The sequence below is a fragment of the Pseudomonas sp. GW458-11-26-14-LB4 genome, assembly GCF_059423925.1.
The window spans coordinates 77,379-98,761 of the sequence record NZ_JBWKYU010000023.1 but is presented as its reverse complement, the minus strand read 5'-3'; the positions used below and the strand labels follow the sequence as shown (position 1 = coordinate 98,761).

General features: G+C 61.2%; 21 protein-coding genes. 10 read left to right on the top strand and 11 right to left on the bottom strand.

Annotated elements, in window-relative coordinates:
* Window positions 1-49: 49 nt before the first annotated feature.
* Window positions 50-922 carry a pyridoxal kinase PdxY gene (pdxY, locus tag AC07XZ_RS25125; RefSeq protein WP_085653923.1) on the bottom strand — a complete coding sequence of 291 codons (873 nt, stop codon included), beginning with the start codon at window positions 920-922 and terminating at the stop codon, window positions 50-52.
* Between the two features lie 117 nt (window positions 923-1,039).
* On the opposite strand from pdxY, the gene AC07XZ_RS25120 reads away from it, so the two are divergent.
* Window positions 1,040-1,453 carry a DUF3301 domain-containing protein gene (locus AC07XZ_RS25120; protein ID WP_007954242.1) on the top strand — a complete coding sequence of 138 codons (414 nt, stop codon included), beginning with the start codon at window positions 1,040-1,042 and terminating at the stop codon, window positions 1,451-1,453.
* 1 nt (window position 1,454) lies between these two features.
* Here the strand turns inward: AC07XZ_RS25120 and AC07XZ_RS25115 are convergent, their stop codons facing one another.
* Entirely contained in the window at window positions 1,455-2,426 is a 972-nt protein-coding gene (locus AC07XZ_RS25115; protein WP_102687942.1) for a CobW family GTP-binding protein, read from the bottom strand.
* A 25-nt stretch (window positions 2,427-2,451) separates the two neighbouring features.
* Between AC07XZ_RS25115 and AC07XZ_RS25110 the strand changes: the two genes are divergently transcribed.
* A complete protein-coding gene (locus AC07XZ_RS25110; protein ID WP_102687941.1) occupies window positions 2,452-2,808 on the top strand; it encodes an NADH:ubiquinone oxidoreductase in 357 nt (118 codons plus the stop codon).
* 4 nt (window positions 2,809-2,812) lie between these two features.
* Here AC07XZ_RS25110 and AC07XZ_RS25105 read toward each other — a convergent pair whose 3' ends face one another.
* Window positions 2,813-3,463, bottom strand: a complete 651-nt coding sequence (locus tag AC07XZ_RS25105) for a DUF1826 domain-containing protein (RefSeq protein ID WP_102687940.1) — start codon at window positions 3,461-3,463, stop codon at window positions 2,813-2,815.
* Window positions 3,463-4,668, bottom strand: coding sequence for a zinc metallochaperone GTPase ZigA (gene zigA, locus AC07XZ_RS25100; protein WP_102687939.1), 1,206 nt, complete (start codon window positions 4,666-4,668; stop codon window positions 3,463-3,465). Before zigA ends, AC07XZ_RS25105 begins: the two co-directional genes overlap by 1 nt.
* A gap of 224 nt (window positions 4,669-4,892) precedes the next feature.
* Here zigA and AC07XZ_RS25095 point away from each other — a divergent pair, with 224 nt between their 5' ends.
* Complete coding sequence (locus AC07XZ_RS25095) at window positions 4,893-5,267, top strand: glutamine synthetase (RefSeq protein ID WP_102687938.1); 375 nt, start codon at window positions 4,893-4,895, stop codon at window positions 5,265-5,267.
* Here the strand turns inward: AC07XZ_RS25095 and AC07XZ_RS25090 are convergent.
* Window positions 5,264-6,463 carry an N-acetylmuramoyl-L-alanine amidase gene (locus AC07XZ_RS25090; protein ID WP_102687937.1) on the bottom strand — a complete coding sequence of 400 codons (1,200 nt, stop codon included), beginning with the start codon at window positions 6,461-6,463 and terminating at the stop codon, window positions 5,264-5,266. The two genes, AC07XZ_RS25095 and AC07XZ_RS25090, sit on opposite strands and share 4 nt — an antisense overlap.
* An 84-nt stretch (window positions 6,464-6,547) precedes the next feature.
* On the opposite strand from AC07XZ_RS25090, the gene folE2 reads away from it, so the two are divergent.
* The 6 genes from folE2 to AC07XZ_RS25060 are packed head-to-tail and all read left to right on the top strand — an operon-like array spanning window position 6,548 to window position 11,760.
* Window positions 6,548-7,444, top strand: a complete 897-nt coding sequence (gene folE2, locus AC07XZ_RS25085; RefSeq protein WP_102687936.1) for a GTP cyclohydrolase FolE2 — start codon at window positions 6,548-6,550, stop codon at window positions 7,442-7,444.
* On the top strand, window positions 7,441-8,109 hold the full coding sequence (locus tag AC07XZ_RS25080) for a metal ABC transporter ATP-binding protein (RefSeq protein WP_102687935.1): 669 nt from the start codon (window positions 7,441-7,443) through the stop codon (window positions 8,107-8,109). Before folE2 ends, AC07XZ_RS25080 begins: the two co-directional genes overlap by 4 nt.
* Window positions 8,109-8,975 (top strand): metal ABC transporter permease, encoded by an 867-nt coding sequence (locus AC07XZ_RS25075; RefSeq protein WP_102687934.1) that lies wholly within the window; start codon window positions 8,109-8,111, stop codon window positions 8,973-8,975. The genes AC07XZ_RS25080 and AC07XZ_RS25075 overlap by 1 nt, the downstream gene beginning before the upstream one ends.
* A gap of 11 nt (window positions 8,976-8,986) precedes the next feature.
* Window positions 8,987-9,862 carry a metal ABC transporter substrate-binding protein gene (locus tag AC07XZ_RS25070; protein WP_102687933.1) on the top strand — a complete coding sequence of 292 codons (876 nt, stop codon included), beginning with the start codon at window positions 8,987-8,989 and terminating at the stop codon, window positions 9,860-9,862.
* Entirely contained in the window at window positions 9,859-10,419 is a 561-nt protein-coding gene (locus AC07XZ_RS25065) for a gamma carbonic anhydrase family protein (protein WP_011336655.1), read from the top strand. The genes AC07XZ_RS25070 and AC07XZ_RS25065 overlap by 4 nt, the downstream gene beginning before the upstream one ends.
* A gap of 3 nt (window positions 10,420-10,422) precedes the next feature.
* Window positions 10,423-11,760, top strand: coding sequence for a dihydroorotase (locus tag AC07XZ_RS25060; RefSeq protein WP_102687932.1), 1,338 nt, complete (start codon window positions 10,423-10,425; stop codon window positions 11,758-11,760).
* A gap of 44 nt (window positions 11,761-11,804) precedes the next feature.
* Here the strand turns inward: AC07XZ_RS25060 and AC07XZ_RS25055 are convergent, their stop codons facing one another.
* Window positions 11,805-12,323 carry a DUF3617 domain-containing protein gene (locus AC07XZ_RS25055; protein WP_007954220.1) on the bottom strand — a complete coding sequence of 173 codons (519 nt, stop codon included), beginning with the start codon at window positions 12,321-12,323 and terminating at the stop codon, window positions 11,805-11,807.
* A gap of 146 nt (window positions 12,324-12,469) precedes the next feature.
* Between AC07XZ_RS25055 and cls the strand changes: the two genes are divergently transcribed.
* Window positions 12,470-13,909, top strand: a complete 1,440-nt coding sequence (gene cls / locus AC07XZ_RS25050) for a cardiolipin synthase (protein WP_011336657.1) — start codon at window positions 12,470-12,472, stop codon at window positions 13,907-13,909.
* Between the two features lie 2 nt (window positions 13,910-13,911).
* Here cls and cfaB read toward each other — a convergent pair whose 3' ends face one another.
* The 5 genes from cfaB to hflK (AC07XZ_RS25025) form a co-directional block, all read right to left on the bottom strand.
* On the bottom strand, window positions 13,912-15,099 hold the full coding sequence (gene cfaB, locus AC07XZ_RS25045; protein ID WP_085747978.1) for a C17 cyclopropane fatty acid synthase CfaB: 1,188 nt from the start codon (window positions 15,097-15,099) through the stop codon (window positions 13,912-13,914).
* Between the two features lie 177 nt (window positions 15,100-15,276).
* The gene (locus tag AC07XZ_RS25040; RefSeq protein WP_102687931.1) at window positions 15,277-17,184 is read right to left on the bottom strand and encodes a heavy metal translocating P-type ATPase; all 1,908 of its coding nucleotides are present in this window, start codon (window positions 17,182-17,184) and stop codon (window positions 15,277-15,279) included.
* Window positions 17,181-18,239 carry a protease modulator HflK gene (hflK, locus tag AC07XZ_RS25035; protein WP_064600576.1) on the bottom strand — a complete coding sequence of 353 codons (1,059 nt, stop codon included), beginning with the start codon at window positions 18,237-18,239 and terminating at the stop codon, window positions 17,181-17,183. Before hflK (AC07XZ_RS25035) ends, AC07XZ_RS25040 begins: the two co-directional genes overlap by 4 nt.
* Entirely contained in the window at window positions 18,236-19,282 is a 1,047-nt protein-coding gene (gene hflC, locus AC07XZ_RS25030) for a protease modulator HflC (RefSeq protein WP_102687930.1), read from the bottom strand. The genes hflK (AC07XZ_RS25035) and hflC overlap by 4 nt, the downstream gene beginning before the upstream one ends.
* Window positions 19,279-21,225, bottom strand: a complete 1,947-nt coding sequence (gene hflK, locus AC07XZ_RS25025) for a protease modulator HflK (protein WP_102687929.1) — start codon at window positions 21,223-21,225, stop codon at window positions 19,279-19,281. The genes hflC and hflK (AC07XZ_RS25025) overlap by 4 nt, the downstream gene beginning before the upstream one ends.
* Window positions 21,226-21,383 lie beyond the last annotated feature (158 nt).

The window sequence follows — 21,383 nt, the reverse complement described above, 5'->3', positions numbered from 1 at the left end:
TGTTTTATCCGTGGGAGCGAGCCTGCTCGCGATTGAAGCCGACGCGGTATCAGAGGCTGATCGGCGTGGCTTCGAACTTCACCCGCGGATGCGCAATCCGGTCTTGCGCCCGCACCAGTTGCAGTTCGTAACTGGCGCAGGCCTGGGTTTCCAGCAGCACTTCATGCACCGCTGCTGCGGTGAATTCAAACGCCGCCACCAGGCTATCCCCGAGCAGCACGCGCGCCAGAAACAGTCCGGACGTCAGATCGCCCACTCCCACCGGCTGACGCGGAAACGCCAGCAGCGGACGCCGCAGATGCCAGCTGCCCTCGGCGGTCACCAGCAACATTTCAAAGCCATCCGCCGGTTTGCCCGGATAATCCAGATGTTTGACCAGCACCGCTTTCGGCCCACGAGCCAGCAGCGCCCGCGCCATCGCCAGGCAATCGAACAGCGACTGCGGCTTGCGTCCGGAGAAGCTGTCCAGCTCCAACTGGTTCGGGCACATGAAATCCGCAACGGCAGCGGCTTCGTCCAACAGAAAATCACTGACTTCAGCAGGAACGCTGCAGCCCTTTTCCGGATGCCCCATCACCGGGTCGCACAGATAAAGGGCTTTCGGGTTGGCTGCCTTGATCCGCTCGATGCCACTGAGAATCGCCCGCCCCTGCGCCGCACTGCCGAGATAGCCGGACAGCACCGCGTCGCAATTGCCCAGCTCACCGATCGCGGCGATGCCTTCGACCAGTTCGGGGATCCGCTGCGGCGCCAGCACTTCGCCGGCCCACTGGCCGTACTGGGTGTGGTTGGAGAACTGCACCGTATTGAGCGGCCAGACATTTACCCCGACCCGCTGCATCGGAAAAACCGCAGCGCTGTTGCCGGCGTGGCCGAACACCACATGGGACTGGATGGCGAGCAGATGAGGCGTACGTTTCATTCGGGTTTTTCCGTAAAACGATTGAAATTCAAGCCGCGCAGTATGCGACGAAACGCAGCCTGTACGACAGACCGGCGACGCAGTTAAGCTGACGCCATCATTTGGAGTTTCGTGTTGATGCTCACCCTGGAAAACATTTTCGTGCTGATGCTGTTCGCCGTCGCCGGTGCGTGGCTCTGGCACAACCACGGCTTGCGCGAGCGGGCGCTGGAGCGGGTCAAACAGCATTGCGTGAATGTCGGCGTCGAGTTGCTCGACGGTAACGTGGCGCTGAAGAAGATCGGTCTGATCAAGGACGCCAGTGGTCGGCGACGTCTGGCCCGGGTCTACAATTTCGAATTTACCGTGACTGGCGAAACCCGGCACAACGGCACCATCACCCAGTTCGGTGCGCACAGCGCGCAGATTGAACTGGCGCCCTACCCGGCGCCATTTGATGACACGCCGCCCGTAGTGGAAGTGACCAAGCCGCGTGGTGAAGTGATCGAGCTGAGCCAGTGGCGTCAGGAACACACCAAGTGGAAGCCTTGAATCAGCTCGCCTGAAGCCGACACCGGGCCAGTCCGGCCTGTAGTTCACCGACCGACTGCGGTTCATCGAAAATCAGCTCGATCCGGGAATCCTTGCACCATTCACTGGGCAGCCAGCTGGGCTCGGCATTGTCCAGGGCATTGGCTGACTGCCAGCCGTCCGGGCTGTGAATCACCAGTTTGGCCCGGCGCCAGTTCAGGCTTTTCAGCCATTGAGTTATTCCCGACACATCGAACACCTGGCTCGGATGCCAGCGCCAACCGATGCTCCAGCCACCCTCCTGGGCCTGACTCAGGCAGATCGGCAACGCCGGATCGCTCCAGATGGCCGGCATCTGCGCCAGCCCTTGGGGCACGATCAACTTATCCACACCTGCTTGCGCCTGCACCGCCAAACCCGGCAACTCGCTGAGCGGCAACGTCGCCTGCTGCGTCCAGATCAGCCGGACAGGCGGCAACTGTCGGATGATTCGCTCACGCGTAGGCTCGTCGAGGTTTTCTGCCTTGTTCAACAGCAGCAGGCCTGCGCTGGACAAGGTTTCCTGCTGCGCGTCCGGCAGCGGTTTGCCCGCGACGAGGGCCTGGGCGTCCAGCACCAGCACGCAAGGTTGTACGGCGAGAACGCCTTGCCACGGCGCCTCGCTCAGCTGCTTCAGCAACTGCGCCGGATGCCCGAGCCCCGAGGGCTCAATGAACAACCGGTCCGGCTGTGCCTTGCGCAACAAACGCCCCAGACCAATCTGGAACGGCGCACCATTCACGCAACACAAACAGCCCCCGGCCACTTCGCCCAGTGCGATACCATCGGCGTCGCGGGTCAGCAGCGCAGCGTCGAGCCCGATCTGGCCGAACTCGTTGATCAGCACCGCCCAGCGCTCACCCGCCGGTCGCTGGGCCATGAGCTGGCGGATCAGGCTGGTCTTGCCCGCGCCCAAGGGGCCGGCGATGACGTGGGTGGGAATGTTCTGCAACATGATCAAGGTTTTCTGGAGGTCGAAGATGCGGTGGACGGGATGGTCGTTGCTGCTGGCGCTGATGTCGGGCGAGGCGCTGGCACAGGCCTGCGTGGTGCGCAGCCAGGCGGAGCGGCTTGACGTGAAAGTCTGCCAGCAGAACCGCAACATCCCGGAAAAACTGTTCAACGACGGCTTCTGTCAGCCGACCCTGGCCGGGCAGAAAGTCGAGGTTCAATACGTCGACCAGTGCCCCGCCGGCGCATTCGGCGTGTGCAGCAACGCGCAAGTCGCCAATATGCCTTATCGCCAGGATATCCACTATTACGGCGTGGCCACCGATGCGGCGTATTTGCAGCCCTATTGCGAGGCCCAAAGCCAGGGGAAATGGCTCAAGCCCTGAGGCGCTATCCGAGCCAGTCGAGGGTCAGCATCAGCCGCCGCTCTCCCGGCGCCGGTTGCGGCGAGCGATGAATCAGGCCGAAACCTTCGTTGCCGTGCCATTTTTCGCCCTTGAGCAATGCCACTTCGCCGCGATTCAATTGCTGAATCCGTGACGCTTCCTGCGGCTCGGCTTGCGGCTGTCCCAGTTGCCGACGATCCATCTGCCCTTCCCTTAACCATTCACTGCCGACACCTGCGTATGTCGTGATCAACCGCACCGGCACATGATCGACGTGAAAACGCGGACACATGGCCTTGTCCAATACCCGCAGGCGCAAGCCGATCCGCCGCGCGCCCAGCAAGCAGGCGAAGGCACTGACCAGCCATTTCAGGTCGGCGATAAATCCTTCGTAGCCTTCCAGATCGCGAAAGCCGCTGGCCAGCCCCGTGAGATCCGGTTCTGCGTCTTCGTCCGGCAATTCCAGGCACAGCGCCTCGGCGTAAGGCTCGTTCAGAGACAACAATAAGTCCGCGAATTCGGCAATGTGCAGCGGAAGCTGTCGTTGCCAGACCGCAAGGTTGGTCTCGTCGTCAAGAATGCTCGCCAGCGCCTGCGGGGTCTGGCCGAATGACTGATGACGTGTGCTGCCTGGCAGCGGTTTCAGGGCAAGCATCAGGCGACCTCATCGTGCCAGGAGCCAAACGGATCTCGCAGTTGTAGCCAGCCTTGAGTACCGAGCGCCATTTCGTCATCGGTCAGCAGGCAATTATCGAGTTCCGACGACAGCTGTGCGAAATCGATGTTCTGCCCGATAAACACCAGCTCCTGGCGACAATCGCCTACGCTGGCGATCCAGTTTTCCATGATCGCGGCGGTACTTTCCTGATCCTGCGGCCACTGTTCCTTTGGCACGAAGCGCCACCAGCGCCCGGCGAAACCGTGGCGCATCAGGCCACCTGCCTGGGACCAGCTACCGGCGTCGGTGGGTTTGCTGGCCAGCCAGAAAAAGCCTTTGGAGCGCAGCAATTTGCCGTTTACCCAAGGACGATCGATGAAGTCGAAGAAACGCTGTGGATGAAAGGGCCGGCGCGCCCGATAAGCCGTCGATGCGATGCCGTACTCCTCGGTTTCTGGCACATGTTCGCCACGCAGTTCCTGTAGCCAGCCCGGGGCCTGGGCGGCCTTTTCGAAGTCGAAGCGACCGGTACTGAGAATCTTCGCCAGCGGTACTTCACCCATGACCATCGGGATGATCTCAGCCTGAGCATTGAGGCGTCTGAGAATGGCCATCAACTCCTCCCGCTCGCGGCTGCTGATCAAGTCGATCTTGCTGATCAACAGGACGTCGGCGAACTCGATCTGTTCGATCAGCAGATCGGTGATCGAGCGCTCATCTTCTTCACCGAGGAATTCACCACGAGAGGCGAGATTTTCAGCGGCCTGGTAGTCCGGCAGGAAATTCATACCGTCGACTACAGTGACCATGGTATCGAGCCGAGCGATGTCGGCGAGGCTTTGCCCCTCCTCATCACGAAAGGTGAATGTCTCGGCCACGGGTAACGGCTCGGAGATTCCCGTGGATTCGATCAACAAGTAATCGAAACGGCCTTCACGAGCCAGCTGGCTGACCTCTTCAAGCAGGTCTTCGCGTAACGTACAGCAGATACAGCCATTGCTCATCTCGACGAGCTTCTCTTCTGCACGATTCAGGCTGACATCACGCTGGACTTCGCCGCCATCGATGTTGATCTCGCTCATATCGTTAACGATAACGGCCACGCGCAGATCGTCTCTGTTACGTAGTACGTAATTCAAAAGTGTACTTTTTCCGGCGCCGAGAAAGCCGGACAAAACGGTCACGGGAAGTCGGGAAGACATTGGATAAACCTCATCAGACGGTCGCTAAACAGCGCTGGAGGCTCTCGGGGACCTGCGTTCTTGGGCTTCGATGAGATCACCAGGGAAGCGGACGCTTGAAATGGAAGCCACGGAAAGCCTTGTCCGATTAATGTTATAGTATAACAACAAAATCAATCCACTCTCTTCTTGCCCAAAGTGACAAAGGGCCCGAAGCTGTAATCAGATCGCCGCCGAGTTACGTCATGAAAACCGCGTTGAAATACTCGTTTATCTGCCTGGCATTGCTGACGCTGACTGCCGAAGCACAAGTGCCGGGGCTCGCCAATTGCACGCGCAGCGCGAACCTTCTGGCGTGCATCGATGGCAACGGCAACGCCTATAGCGTCAACACGGTCGGCAGCACGATTTACCTGCGCGGATTCGAGAAAGCGGGCAACCGCTATTGGGCACAAACCAACAGCCGCTACGGGCAACTGACGTTCTTCACCGGCATCGCTTCCGATGGGGAAGCCTGGGTTGGCTACAACCGGCGAGTGGGCTGGATGACGATCAATCGGTTCTCCAGCTCAGGCGGCAGCAGTGCGAAGTTCACCTGCAGCCGGATCACTGGCTGCTAAACCGGCGATCCTTTCTGCTCTTGTTGCCAGGCCATGTAGCTGTCGACAGGCGGATTCTTCTGGAAGTAGCGCTGCAAGCCCTCAAACAAACCGTCTGCCACGGCTTGCTGATGACGCGCCGTCACTAGGCGCTGACTGTCCCGTGCGTTGGAAATGAAACCGGTTTCCACCAGGATTGACGGCACATCCGGCGATTTCAGAACGGCAAATCCAGCCTGTTCCACGCGCTTTTGGTGCAGCGTGGTGATGCCGGCCAGGCTGCCCAGCACTGTGCTTCCGAGTTGCAAACTGGCAGCAATGGTTGCGTTCATCGACATGTCGAGGATCACGCCAGCGAGCATCGGATCCTTGTCCTTGAGATTGAGCAGGCTGGTCGCGCCGAGCAGACCCACACCGTTCTCACGCTGCGCCATGAACCGCGCTGTGGCGGATGTAGCGCCGCCCTCGGACAGGCAATACACCGACGCCCCAGAAGCCGTCAGACGCGGTGCAGCATCGGCGTGCACCGAGATGAACATATCGGCCTTGTGCTGACGCGCAATCTCCACACGCTTGCGCAACGGGACGAAGAAATCGTCGTTACGAACCAGCTTCACATCAAATCCTTTCTCTCGTTTAAGCCGACGTGCGAGTAGTTGTGCAATAGACAAAACCACATCTTTTTCCCGCTCGCCTTTGGCGCCGATTGCACCCGGATCTTTTCCGCCATGACCAGGGTCGACCACCACCATGATGTCGCGCTTGGGGTGGGATTTTTCCTGGGGTGTTTCACGTGGAACGCTCGGAGGCAGCCCCGATGATGCGCTCATCAAGTCCAAAACCAGGCGATGTCCTTGCCCATCTTGAGGCGCCAACAAAAATGAGTTGAGCTGAACCGGGCTGCTTAGATCCAGCACGATCCGGGTGTTCCCTTGGCCAAAATGGCCGGAGCGGATCGAATGAATAGGGGTGCCGGATAACGCTAACTGGCTGAAATCCCCACTCAGGCTGGCGCCGCTCAAATCGATGATCAACCGCTCCGGCGCACTCAAGGTGAAGGTCTTGTAGCTCACAGGACCACTCAGATCGAACACCAGCCGAAGCTTGTCATCCGAACGCCAAAGCCGCGCATTGCGTATCTGCGTGGCGGACGCCGAAAAAGGCAAAACAAAGGCCGCGCTGGCCAGCATCAGGTTGAGCAAGTGGCGTCTGTGCATATGAAAGCCTGTTCATGAAAAAGGCATCGTGGTTTGAATTGTTATAATGTAACATTAAATTCAATCACCATGATGGAACTGCTCATGAACGCGCTGACTTTGCCGGATGTTGCGGCTCAAGCCGCCCGCCAGGCCCTGCCTCTCGAATGGGTGGGGATGTGCGGCATCGCCTTACCTGTATTTATCGAAGGCCAACGTCTGGCTGCCAGAGCGGATGCAGGCGTCAGCCTGGATAATGGAGACGCACGCGGCATTCACATGTCGCGGCTTTATCTGGGGCTGGAAACGCTGGAGCAGCAGAATCTTTCTCCCGCTCTACTACACCGAGTTCTGCAGCGCTTTCTCGACAGCCACGAAGATCTGTCTGATGCCGCCTATCTCAATATCCACGCCGATTTACTCTTGAGAAGGCCCGCGTTGGTCAGTCCTCTGGCGGGATGGAAAACCTATCCCGTCACTGTTTCAGCCCAGCTAAAAAACAAAGTGTTCCACGTGGAACTGAAAATCGACGTCGCGTATTCCTCAACCTGCCCGTGTTCTGCGGCATTGGCGAGGCAGTTGATCCAGCAACAATTCGTCGACGACTTTGCCAACAAACCACTGCAACACGCCGACGTGTTGGCGTGGTTGAGTTCAACACAAGGCATCGTGGCTACACCTCACAGCCAGCGCAGTACCGCCCAGCTACATTTGCACCTGGATGAATTCGTCGACGAACTACCGCTGACATCCATCATCAACGACGCCGAAGCAGCCCTCGGCACCGCCGTGCAAACCGCTGTGAAACGCGCCGACGAACAAGCCTTCGCCCTCGCCAATGGCCAGAACCTGATGTTCTGCGAAGACGCCGCCCGACGCCTGAACCTGGCACTGCGCCGCTCACCCGGTGTCAGCGAATTCCACGTACGAGTCATCCACGCCGAAAGCCTTCATGCTCACGACGCCGTCGCCGAGAGTCATTGGCGCCGGGAGCAGCCATGATTCGCTGCCACAACCTGAGCTGGGGAATACCCGGCCAACCGCTCACTGCACCGCTCAACCTGAGGTTGGAAAGCGGCAGCCTGACGGCAATCATCGGCGTCAACGGCAGCGGCAAAAGCAGCCTGCTTAAAGTCATCGCCGGTCTACAGCGACCGCTGGCCGGCAAGGTCGAGTTGGGTGTTCCACGCCAAAGCGGTTTGTCCTTCCTGCCTCAGCAACAGCATCTGGATCGACAGTTCCCGATCAGTCTTCAAGAGTTGGTGGCCGCCGGTTTCTGGGGACGTCGACTGTCCTCGCAACTGAGAGCCCAACGTCTCGAATCCGCACTGGAAGACTGGCACCTGAGCGGACTGGAACATCGCCCCCTGATGGCCCTCTCCGGCGGGGAACTGCAACGCGCCCTGCTCGCCCGATTGAGTCTGGCCGACACACCGTTGCTGCTGCTCGACGAACCCCATGCCGCGCTCGACGAAATGGGACAGACACTGTTGTGGCAACACCTGCACGCCTGGCACGAACAAGGAAGAACCCTGGTCGTGGTTTGCCATGACCTTGCCGCCGTGCGCCAACACATTCCACAGACCTTGCTGATCAAACCGAGCGGCTGCGCATTCGGCAGCAGCGTCGACCTTATCCAGCAAACACCTCACACGCAGGTGGCCTGATGCTCACGCTGAGCCATTTATGGCAACCGTTCCACGAGTTCGTTTTCATGCGCCGGGCCCTGCTCGGCGGTCTGGTCCTGGCGTGCAGCACGGCACCACTGGGCGTGTTTCTGATCCTGCGCCGAATGAGCCTGATTGGTGACGCCGTTGCCCACGGCATCCTCCCCGGCGCCGCGTTGGGGTTCTGGTTCGCCGGGTTGAGTCTGCCGGCGCTGACCCTCGGTGGACTCGGTGCCGGTCTGAGCATGGCCGGACTCGCCGCGTGGATCACCCGACGCACCGGCCTGCGCGAAGACGCCAGCCTCGCAGCCATCTATCCCATCTCGCTGGCCAGCGGCGTGCTGATTCTGGGAATCGCGGGCAAGCGACTCGATTTGCTCCACCTGCTATTCGGCTCCGCACTGGCGGTTGACGGCCCGACCCTCAACGGCATGTTGTGGGTATCGGCGCTCAGCCTGATGGCCATGGCGCTGATCTATAAACCGTTGCTGCTCGACACCCTCGATCCGTTCTTCCTGCGCACAGTCAGCCGACTCGGCCCCGTCGCCCATGGCGTGTTCCTGACGCTGGTGGTGCTCAATCTGGTGATCGGTTTCCAGGCCATCGGCGCCTTGATGGTGGTCGGACTGATGATGCTGCCCGCCGCCGCTTCACGCTTCTGGAGCCGACGCCTGCCAATCCTGATCGCCATCGCCGCGCTCATCGGTTGCGCATCGGTATGGCTCGGCCTGTTGCTGTCGTTCTACTACTCGCTGCCCAGCGGCCCGGCCATCGTGCTGGTCGCCGGTGGCAGTTACCTGTTGTCCGTGGTGTTCGGACCGGTTCACGGTCTGTTGCGCCGCCCGCCTTTGCTCACATCCCAATGAGGTGTTTCCCGATGCGCGCTCTACTCGTGCTGTTCAGCCTGATGCTGTCGATGTCGTTATCGGCGGCGGAAAAACTGCCGGTGGTCACCAGCTTCAGCATCCTTGCCGACATGGTGCATCAGGTCGGCGGCGAGCATATCCAGATCACCAACATGGTCGGCCCTGACGCCGATGCCCACACTTACGAACCGACGCCGGATGACGCCAAGGCCCTGCTCAAGGCGAAACTGATCGTAAAGAACGGGCTGGGTTTCGAGCCCTGGCTGGATCGGCTGGTCGCCAGCACCGATACCAGGGCCACCGTGATCAGCGCCAGTCGCGGCGTGATTCCGCGCTCGCTGGATGAGGACGGCGAAACCGTCCCCGACCCACACGCCTGGCACAACCTGGCGAACGCCGAGCTGTACGTCGCCAATATCACCAAGGCGCTGATCGCCGCTGATCCTGCAAACAAAGCCGACTACGAGCGCAACAGCCAGGCCTACCTGAAACAGATCTACGCCCTCCTCGCCCAAGCGAAAGCCAAGCTCGGTTCACTGCCGCCGGGCAACCGCAAGATCGTCACCAGTCACGATGCCTTCGGTTATCTCGGTCAGGCCTACGGCATCGACTTCATGGCGCCACAAGGTCTGTCCACCGAGCGCGAACCTTCCGCTGCCGAAGTCGCCGCGCTGATCACCCAGATTCGCCAGGCCAAGGTCAAAGCGGTGTTCATGGAAAACATCAAGGACGCGCGCCTGCTGAAACAGATTGCCGACGAAAGCGGCGCACACATCGGCGGCACGCTGTACTCCGACGCCCTCGCCGCCAGTGGCCCGGCCAGCACCTTCACCGGGCTGTTCGAATACAACCTCAACACTCTTTACCAAGCCCTGAGCCAACCATGATCCGTAAAAATCCTTCCGGTGATTTGCCGCAGATTGCCGAGTCTGCCTACGTCGATAAAACCGCGATCATCTGCGGCAAAGTGGTGATCGGCGAAAACGTGTTCGTCGGCCCGTACGCGGTGATCCGCGCTGATGAAGTGGACGCCACGGGCGAGATGGAACCGATCACCATCGGCGCCAATTCGAACATCCAGGACGGCGTGGTGATCCACTCCAAATCCGGCGCGGCGGTGACCATCGGCGAATTCAGCTCCATCGCCCACCGCTCGATCGTGCATGGCCCGTGCACGGTCGGCGACCGGGTGTTCATCGGTTTCAACAGCGTGCTGTTCAATTGCGTCGTGGGCAACGGTTGTGTGGTGCGGCACAACTCGGTGGTCGACGGCCGAGATCTGCCGGACGCGTTCTACGTGCCCTCCACGACACGCATCGGCCCGGGCACCGACCTCTCGCAATTCCCGCCGGTGAGCGTCAGCGCTTCGGAGTTTTCCGAAGACGTGGCGCGTACCAACGTCGACCTGGTGCGCGGCTACAAAGCCCTGCAGAACGAGTTCTGAACCATGAGCAGTGTGCTGATTCGCAATGCGCGGCTGGTGAACGAGGGGCGTGAGTTCGACGCCGATCTGTTGGTCAGCAACGGGCGCATCGTCAAGATCGCCGGCAGCATCGAAGGTGAAAACGCGACCCGTGAAATCGACGCCACCGGCCAATGGCTGCTGCCGGGAATGATTGACGACCAGGTGCATTTCCGTGAGCCGGGTGCGCCGGCCAAGGGCAGTATCCACACCGAATCCCGTGCAGCCGTGGCCGGGGGCATCACCAGTTTCATGGACATGCCGAACACCAACCCTGCCACCCTGACCCTTGACGCGCTGGCCGACAAAAAGCGCCGGGCAGCGATCAATTCGGTGGCCAACTACGGTTTTCACTTTGGTGTCAGTCACGACAATCTGGACATTGTCGCGGCGCTCAATCCGAGCGAAGTGGCCGGTGTAAAAGTGTTCATGGGCGCGTCCACCGGCAACATGCTGGTGGACGACCCTCACACCCTCGAGCGCCTGTTCGCTGAAGTGCCGACGATTCTGCTGGCCCACTGTGAACACACGCCGAGCATCGAAACGAATGCCGCAAACCTTCGCGAACGCTTCGGCAACCAACTGCCACCCGACGCCCATGCGCAGATCCGCAATGCCGACACCTGCTTTCGCTCATCGTCGCTGGCGGTGGATCTGGCCAGACGTCACGGCACTCGTCTGCACGTCCTGCACCTGACCACGGCGCGCGAGCTGGCCCTGTTCGAAGATAAACCGCTGACGCAAAAACGCATCACCGCCGAAGTCTGCCTGCACCATTTACTGTTCGATGACCGTGACTATCCGAACCTCGGCAACCTGATCAAATGCAACCCGGCGATCAAGTCCCAGAGCGATCGTGACGCCCTGCGCCAGGCGCTGCTGAGCAATCGACTGGACGTTATCGGCAGCGATCACGCGCCGCACACCTGGGCGGAAAAACAGCAAGCGTATGAACAGGCACCGTCCGGGCTGCCACTGGTGCAGCACGCACTGCCGGCGTTACTGGAACTGGTGGCGGATGGCGTGCTGCCGATCACCACGCTGGTGGCGAAGACCAGTCACCGGGTGGCGGATCTGTTTGCCATTCCGGATCGCGGTTACTTGCGTGAGGGGTATTGGGCGGATCTGGTGTTGATTCAACCGGAGCCCAAGGGTGTCGCGGTGTCACGTCAGCCGGTTCTGTCGCAATGCGGCTGGACGCCCTTCGCTCAGCGCAGCTTTCGGCATCGGGTCAGCACGACGATGGTGTCTGGGCAGATCGCGTGGCATGACCATCGGATCCATGACAACTGCCAGGGATTGCCGCTGCGGTTCATGCGCTGAAAAAACCGCCTCCACTCGATGTGGAGGCGGTTTCGATGGTGACGTTACGCTCGCGGTTTGACCGTGCCGCAATCCTGACCCAGCCAGACTGCCCGGGTTTCCAGACTGCCCTTCTGGTTGATCCCGATGGCATTGAAGGTGCCATTGGCGACGGTGGTGAACTCACGGTCACTGAGGAACGTCGCGACGCCAGTGCCCTGGGCTTTCGGGCAACTGAAGCGGAATTTCCACTGGTTGCCGACACGCTCGGTGATCTGCTGTTTGCAGCCCGACTGCGGGTCCGCCAGCGGAATATCGTTGGTCGCCACCTGCTGCGGCGTCAGGCAGGCGCGGATGCCCTTGCCACCGATGTTGATCCCCTGCTTCTCCAGTTCCGCCCGCTGTTGCGGGGTGATCTGGCCTTGAATCTGACCGAGGATCGATTGCACATCCATCACCTGATCGTCGACCTTCACATTGCTCGACGTCATTTCCCATAACCCCGGCTGCAGCATTTGCGCCTGAGCAACCACCGGCAAGGCCAAACCCAGGCCCAGCGCCAAACCCAGCAGACGAACGTTCATTGAAAAACTCCTGATCAGTAGTGGCCGTTAGACGCCGGCCGCCTGTTTCGGTTCATGGCGGGCGCTGGCGGCTTGAAAACAAATAGCGACAATCGCCATGGAACATGGTCTGTTAAGCATTGAATCTTCAGGAGCAAGGTTGCCCCATGGATTATTTCGGACCGCACATTTTCGGTTATCTGATCGCCCTGATACACACCCTCGGCTCGATCGCCGCGATCCATGCCGTATTGACCGTACGCACCGCCCAAGGCTCGATCGCCTGGGCGCTGTCGTTGATCTTCATTCCCTATCTCACCCTCATCCCGTATCTGGTGTTCGGCCGCAGCACCTTCGATGGCTACATCAAGGCCCGCCGCCAGGCCAACGAACAGATGCGCCAGGCGATTTCCGAACTCAACTGGCGCCCGTGGGTGGAAGAAGCCCTGACCGCCCGCGCCTCGAATGCCTATGACTCGTTGCGCGCGATGCCGAAGCTGGGACGCATGCCGTGCCTGGCGAACAATGAAGTGCGATTGCTGATCAACGGCGCGGCCACCTTCGAGGCGATTTTCCACGCAATCGACCAGGCACGGGAAGCGGTGCTGATCCAGTTTTTCATCATTCACGACGATCGTCTCGGTCAACGCCTGCGTGACCTGCTGCTGAAGAAAGCGGCCGAAGGCGTGGTGATTCATTTGCTCTACGACCGCATCGGCAGCCACGCCCTGCCCCACAGTTATGTGCAGGCGCTGCGCGACGGCGGTGTCGAGGTAAAAGCATTCGCCACCCGCAGCGGCTGGCTCAATCGGTTCCAGGTGAATTTCCGCAACCACCGCAAGATCGTGGTGGTAGACGGGCTGATCGGGTTTGTCGGCGGCCACAACGTCGGCGACGAATACATGGGTGAAAAACCACCACTGGCACCGTGGCGCGACACTCACGTTCAGGTGCGCGGCCCGGTGGTGGCGTGCATGCAGGAGTCATTTGCCGAAGACTGGTTCTGGGCCGCGCGTTCATTGCCGCCGCTGATCCTGCCGGACGCGTACCCGGAGGACGGCGTGCTTTGCCAATTGCTCGCCAGTGGCCCGGCGGATGCCTACGAAACCTGCTCGCTGTTCTTCGTCGAAGCCATCCACGCGGCCACCGAGCGCGTGTGGATCACCAGCCCCTACTTCATTCCCGACGAAGCCGTGTTCGCAGCATTACGCCTCGCGGTGCTGCGCGGGGTCGATGTGCGCCTGCTGCTGCCTTCGCGTCCCGACCACCGCATCGTCTACGCCGCTTCCAGCCTGTACGCGTTCGAAGCGGTGCGTGCCGGCGTGCGGGTATTCCGCTACGAACCGGGCTTCCTGCATCAGAAGGTGGTGTTGATCGACAGCGAAATCAGCGCGATCGGCAGCGCCAATCTGGACAACCGTTCGTTCCGGCTGAATTTCGAAGTGATGCTGCTGACCGTCGACAGCGAGTTCGCCGCCAGTGTGGAACAGATGCTCAACGATGACTTCGCCCAAGCCTATGAAGTCGCCAAAGAAGAAAGCCGGGAGATCCACCGCCTGCAACAGGTCGGCATGCGGATCGCCCGGCTGATTTCACCGATTCTCTAGATTCAAGGGTGGTAGATGTCGTCCCTCGTCCACGGCAGTTCATGGCTGCCGTCGGCATGGGCCTTCACGGCGAGGATCTGGTGCAGGTTGATCCAGCCGCGAGCGAATGCATAAGCGCAGCCTGCCAGGTACAGACGCCAGATACGCAGCGCCTGGTCCGGCACCAGTTTCGCGGCGGCTTCAAGGTTGTCCTCCAGCCGTTCGCTCCAGTGGTCCAGGGTGCGCGCGTAGTGCAGGCGCAGACTCTCGACGTCGACAATCTCCAGACCCGCTTCGCTGATCTCGGCCGAGATCATCGCCAGGTGCGGCAGTTCGCCGTTGGGGAACACGTACTTCTCGATGAAATCCCCGGCACCGCGTCCCACCGGACGGCCATCGGTGTGCTTGGCAGTGATGCCGTGGTTCATCACCAGACCGCCCTCTTTCACCGCGCCGAACAGGGTTTTGCAGTATTCGGCGAGGTTGGCGTGGCCGACGTGTTCGAACATGCCGACGCTGACCACTTTGTCGAAACGCCCGTCCTGGGGCAGATCGCGGTAATCGAGCAGTTGCAGTTCGATCTGATCCTCCAGACCTTCGGCTTTGACTCGCTCGCGGGCCAGGGCCAGTTGTTCTTTGCTCAGAGTGATACCGAAGACCTTGGCGCCAAATTCGCGGGCGGCATAACGCGCCAATCCGCCCCAGCCGCAACCGACGTCCAGCAGATAGTCGCCGGGCTGCAAACGCAGCTTGCGGCACAGGTGCCGGAACTTGGCTTGCTGGGCTTGCTCCAGGGATTCACTGCCGGTTTCGAAATACGCGCAGGAATACGCCATGTCGCTGTCCAGCCACAGCTGGTAGAACGCGTTCGATAGGTCATAGTGATAGGAGATGGCTTTGGCGTCGGTTTCCTTGTCGTGGAGCGTGCGCACCGGCTGACTGTCATCGTCTTCATCGAGCAGCGCGGAGCTCAGCTCATCGCACACCCGGATGACTTCGCTGATCGAGCCCTCCAGTTCGAGCTTGCCCTCGACGAACGCCGCCCCCAGCGCGTCGAGACTTGGATGAGTCAACTGGGACACCATCAATGGGTCCTTGACCACAATGGTGACGCTGGGCGTCGGGCCCAGATTGAATTCATGGCCGTCCCAGAGTCGCAGGCGAAGCGGAAGCTGCAGATTCTGTAAGGCCGGTGGAAGTTGCGCGAGCATGGAATATCCCCCTGGTTTCAGACGTCTGATCTGAGGGTAGACCATCCTTGAAAATTAGCAGGCTATCGATTTGATAGTCGCCGACTATCAGCCACATCGGCTGTCACCGCGCTGTCATCCCTGTTTCAGTGCGCCTTTTCAAATGACTGCGAGAGCGGCGCACAGTTCGAAAAATGATCAATCCGACGCTTTCAGCTTCAGCAGTGGCTCTTGAAAACGGAGCAGGCGACCGGCATTGCCGAGCACCAGCAACGTGCTCAGGTTGTGCAGCAACGCAGCGATCATCGCCCCCGCAGCACCGAGCCAGCCGAAGGCCGCGAATACCACGATGGCCAGCGTCCAGCCCAGGCCGATGATCACGTTCACTTGCAAGGTGCGTCGGCACTGACGACTCAGGCGCACGCAGGTGCCGAGCCGACGCAGGTCACTGCCGATCAGCACGATGTCGGCGGAGGCCAGCGCGATATCTGCACCGCCCGCTCCCATCGCGACGCCCACGACGCCCGCTTTAAGCGCCAGCGAATCGTTGATCCCGTCGCCGACCACCATCGGCCGGAAGCCGTTGTCGATTTCCTTGAGCACTCGGTTCAGTTTGTCTTCGGGCAACGCCTGGGCTTCGACTTCGTGCAGGCCGACATCCTTGGCCAGAGTTTGTGCGACGCTTTGCCGGTCACCGGTCAACAGCAGTTGCCGCCCCAGCCCGAGGTCACGCAGTTCACTCAGGGCAAATCGCGCTTCCGGTTTGACAGTGTCGGCCAGTAACAGCCAGGCGAGGAATTCGCCGTTCAACGCCAGCCCGGCAATCGGGCCGTCGTGTTCGGGGATCGCCGTGGTCGGGATGCCCAACTGCGCAAACAGCTCCGGGCGCCCGAGCGCGGCCTCGCCTTGCGCGGTCTTGGCCACAACGCCCAACCCCTGCCGCTCATGGATATCGGTCAGCACCAACACCTCTTCCGCGCTGACCAGTCCGGCCAGCGCGCGGCTGACCGGATGGCTGCTCGCCGCCCCCAGGCTTGCAGCCAGCGCCATCACCGAACCGTGATCCGCTCGCGGGCTGTTGATCGACTGCAAGCGCAGCGTGCCGTAAGTCAGGGTGCCGGTCTTGTCGACGACCAGCGAGGTGAGATCGGCCAGCTCCTCAAGGAACGCCGAACTGCGGATCAGAATCCCGTGCCGCGCCGCCACCGCCACCCCGGCAATCGCCGTGGCCGGTGCCGACAACACCAGCGCGCATGGGCATGCCGCCACCAGCACCGCGAGCATCGCCTGTGCATCGTTGGTAATGAACCAGGTCACCGCCGCGAGCAACAACACCAGCACCATGTAACTGCCGGCATAGCGTTCGAGCAAACGAGTGATCGGTGGCTTGGAGCGTTCGGCGTTTTGCATCAGCGCGATGACTTTGCCGAGGGTGGATTCATCCCCGGTACGGGTCACTTCGATTCGCAGCAAACCGTCGAGGTTGATCGCACCTCCGAACACCGCCATGCCAACGCCCGCTTCCACCGGCACCGACTCACCGGTGATCGACGCCGTATCGAGGCTGGCCTGGCCGGACAAAACCCGACCGTCCGCCGGCACCCGATCACCGGCGCGCACTTCGACTTTGTCGCCGGCCTTGAGCGTGCCGTTGTCGACTTCGATGATCGAACCGTCCGCCTGCACTTTGCGTGCATGGCTGCGCGTGAGTTGGCCGAGGGCATGAATCGCTTCCTGGGAACCGATCACACTGCGCTCTTCCAGCACATGGCCAAAGATCATGATGATCGGCAACAACGCCGCGGTGAGCAGATCGCCCGTGGCCCAGGCCCCGATCATCGCCAGGGCGATCAACTGATCGGTGATGCCGTGCAGGCTCGGATAACGCAGGCTGAACCACGCCGAACGCATCACCGGCACCGCGACTAATAAAGAAGCGAATCCGAGCAACAGCTGACTGACGCCCGTCTGTTCCGGCATCAACCAGCGCCAGATCAGCCCCAGACCGAGCAAGCCGAGGGCGAGCATCGCCAGGGTCAACTGGCGGGCGGCGCGGCGTTGTTCGGCCGAGGACAACAGGCTCGGAGATGAGGTGGTAGCAGTCATTTGCTGGCTCCCTGAATGATCAGGCGTGAATCGTCTTTCGGATCGACCGTGGTCACCGAACCGGCCTGACCGAGAATCTTCGGCATGCGCTCGCGGTACAGACGCAGCAGCATTTGCGGGTCCGTGCCCTGCTGTTGCGCCTTGGCCAGGCTCAACACCGTCGCCGTGTCGGCGGAGGCTTTGGCCAGGCGCTCACCCGCCTGGGCATGAGCGACTTGCAGCGTGCGGTCAGCCTGTTCATTGGCGGACTGGGTAAGTTTCTCGGCCTCGGTGCGGGCATTGGCGACCGCTTTGTCGGCCTGCTGGCTGGCGGTAAGGACAGCGTTAAACGCACTGACCGCCGGCTCCGGCAGACTCGATTGCACATCGACCCGAGCCACTTCGATGCCGATGCCCTGACCGCTCGCCTTCAACTCGGCGAGACGTCGGTTGATGCCTTGCACCAGATCGCCGCGCAACCGTTCACGACGTTCGGCGGCCTGATTATCAGCGCCGATCAACTCCGGCCGCGCCACCAGAATCGTGTCCAGATCCCGCGCCGCCGTCAGCGCCACCGCGCTTCGCGTCACTAATCGATCCAGCGCCGGCAACACATGCTCGCCCTGCAGTACGAAGTCATACGGGTCGGTGACCTTGTAGAACACCCGCACATCCAGTTGCACCACTCCGGCATCACCCGTGAGCAGATAGCCGGAGCCGGCCAGCGCATCACTCAGCGGCGTGGCGAAGGTCGCGACGCGATCCGCCTGCAAGGCCTGATCACTGCGCAGCAGATTTTCTACCCTGCGTTCGATGACACGATCTGCCGCCGGCAACAAAACCACCTGCTCGAACGGCTGCGGCCAGGCCAATAACAACCCGGCATTCTGAATGCGATCCAGCGCTCCGAAATGCAAAACCACCGCGCGATTTTGCGGGTCGATCTGCCGGACATTGGAAAACGCCCAGGCCAATGCCGCGAGCACGGTTACCGCATACAGCGCGAAAAACGCCAGACGTCCCGCTTGAATCCATGGACTGTTCAGCGAATGTGTTCCACGTGGAACTTCATTCATGGCTGCGATCCGCTTTTGCTGTCGAGATTCGGCGGACCGTCGACCAACACCCGGAACGGCGCGGCGTCGGTGCGCAGGATCAGTTTGGTATCCGGCGAAACAATGGTGCCGAGGGTGTCCAGCGAGCGCAGCAAGTTGTACAGCTGCGGCGAACCGGCATAAGCGCGTCCGTAAATCTGCGCCGCTTCCACTCGCGATTGGGCTTCGATATCGGCGGCCTTCACCGTGGCATCGGCTTGCACGATGCGCGCATCGCGTTCGGCGGCGGAGCGGATTTGCGCTGCTTCACGTTTGCCAATGGCGGTGCGTTCGGTGGCGATGGTTTCACGCTCGGCACGCATCCGGTCAACCGTTGCGGTGAGGGTCACCGATGGCAAGGTCAGCCGTTCGATGCCCACTTGCACCACGCGCACGCCGTAAGTGGCGAGCAGCTGCTGATCGATTTGCTGACGCAACTGCGCTTCAAAATCGGCGATGCGAACCTGGCTGGCATCGGTGTTCACCAGATTGGCCAGATCGAAACTGCTGGCGGTTGTTTCCAGTGCCGAGCCGACAAACGTGCGAATCTGCCGGGCCGCTTCGTCCGGCTGGTTCTGCACAGCGCGCATGAAGCGCTGCACGTTGTCAGGATCGCCCTGCACCTGCCAGGCCACGTAAGCCTGAACGATGATGCGCAAACCGTCGCGGGTGCCGACGTCCTGCAAGCCGCTGGAGGTCGTGCGCAAACGCAGATCCACCGGAATCGCCGCTTCGAACGGCGCCGGCCAGCGCCAGCTCAGACCCGGATCCAGCAACACGCGGGATGGATTGCCGAACCGGGTGATGACAGTGGCTTCACCGGAGCGCACTTGCACCAGGCTCGCCGCCGCGATGGCGAACGCCACCAGTAGCGCTGCCCAGCCCATGCGTTTCCAAGGAAAAGGCCCCGCCTCTTCCGGCGCACCGTGGTGATGGTGATGATGCCCGTGATGGTGATGACCGCCGCCATGAGCATGATCATGGCCGCTGTGGTCATGGTGATCGTGAGTGTGCGACTGGCTCAATGGGTGGCTCCTGGCTGAGCGGTGGTGCGCGCCGGATCTGCCGGCAGCGTGAACGTACGCAGGTCGATGGTCGGTGCGTTACTGCTGCCGCCCAGACGATGGTCGAGTACCAGCAGTTTGGCTTTGCTCAAACCCTGGCTGAGTTGGCTGAGGTATTGCTCCAGCACGAAGGCCTGGCCGGCGCTGGCGTAGGCTTTTTGTTCGGCGCTGAATTTCAGATCCGCCGCCCGGGCCGTGGCGTTGATTTCGTGGGCGTTGGCACTGGCCTGGTCCCGCGCGAGGCTAGCCTGCAACTGCGCCTGATTACTCGCTTCGGCAGCGGCACCGCGCTCGCGGGAGATCAACGCCTGAGCACCGATCTGCGCCGCTTGCACGCTGTGATAGGCATTGGCCGCCCCGGCTGGCGGGTGTATCGCTTCGACCACTGTGGCGAGGATTTCCACGCCGCTGTCGAGTTTCTGCAGATCGCTTTGCACGGCGCGGCCGATTTCTTCGGCGAGCCCGGTCCTGTCCTCGCCAAGCAAACCGTCGAGTGTGCGCGAGGCAAAGTCATGCACCAGAATCCGGCTGGCGGTGCTGCGGATCAGCGTCGGCACATCGGCGCTGTTGTAAGTAGCGGCCAACGCCGCTTGATCGCTCAGGCCGATGCGATAGACGAAGCGCACGTCCATGTTGACGATCTGAAAGCTCTGCTGATCGCCCCGGCTGCTGGCGATAACCTGGGATTTGTCATTGACGTGGCTGGCATCCCACAAACGGTTGGCAGTAAATGGCGCCGGGCCTTCTGCCGGATCCAACTGCACGGCTGCCGGGTTCTCGCCGACACTGGTTGCCAGTTCATGCACCACACCGTTTTCAACGTTCAGCACACGCCCCAACGGCCAGGGCAAACCAGCGTGCAAACCCGGACCGAACACCTGCACCGGTTTGCCGAAGCGCTCGTAGATGCCACGGCTTTGCATCGGTATTTCGTGAAGGCCGGTGAGCAACCAGCCCACCGCTGCCACCAACACCAACACCGGCAAGAAGGCGCGGCGCATGTAACTGAAGGCCCAGATCTGACGCAGATCGATGCCGAAGCGGTTATGCAATTCATGCTGCAACGCGAGCAGAGGTTGTGGCGGCCAGCGCAGCAGATCGGCGACGAAACTGCGCGCCAGCAGCACCGGTTCGAGCTGTTCGCGGCGCGGGCTGAACAGCGACAGCAAGGCACGCAGCAGCAATTCCACAGCGACCAAACCCGGCAGAATGCCAATCAGCACAGCCAGCCGCACCGGCCAGATTGCACTGTCACTGGCGAACAACAGGCACAACGCGCCCAGCACCAGACTGATGATTGCCACCCGCGTCAGTTGCGCCAGCGCTCCGGCCTCGGGCCATTGCGCCGGGTTTTCCTGCGCCAGTTGCCGCTCCAGCACCAGCAGAGCGAACGCCAGCAGCAACGCGATGGCCGCGCCGACCGTGGCGGACAACCCCACTCCCGCCGCCGGCAGCGTCAGGCTCCACATTTGCTCGATGCTTAACAGCACCAGCAACGACCACCCGCCCAGCCACAATGTGGCCGCGCCGATCTGCCCTAGCAGGTGCAGACTGCGTTGACTCATGCGTTCCAGCAGTCGCTCGTACCAGCCATCCGGCGCAGGTTCTTCAGCAACCGTTACCGGCACCACGGGATTGATCACCCGCGCCCGCCATTGCGTCACCCACCACGCCGATTGCAGCCCCGTCACCAGCACCAGCAGCGCCGCGCTTTGATTGACCAGCAGCGCGGACCACAGCGATTGCGGCGCAAACAGCCCGACAAAAAATGCCAGCACCCACCCTGCACCGGCCAACGCAGCCAGACCGATCGCCAGGCGACGCAAGCGCCGGCCTTGCGCTGCCGCTTGCTGAAAGCGCGGCAACCCGGTGACCGGCGTGCCTTCATCCAGATCGACTTGCATATCCCCCCAAAACCCTTGGCTCACTGCACATATCGTTACGATATAACGAAAGTCGTGAAATATTTGTACTCATTTGCATCATTCAAAGATGCGCAACCTGTCGCTTGCCTGAAGCCTTGACCGAAATGTCGGGAAACGCTCATATTACGTTCGTAATT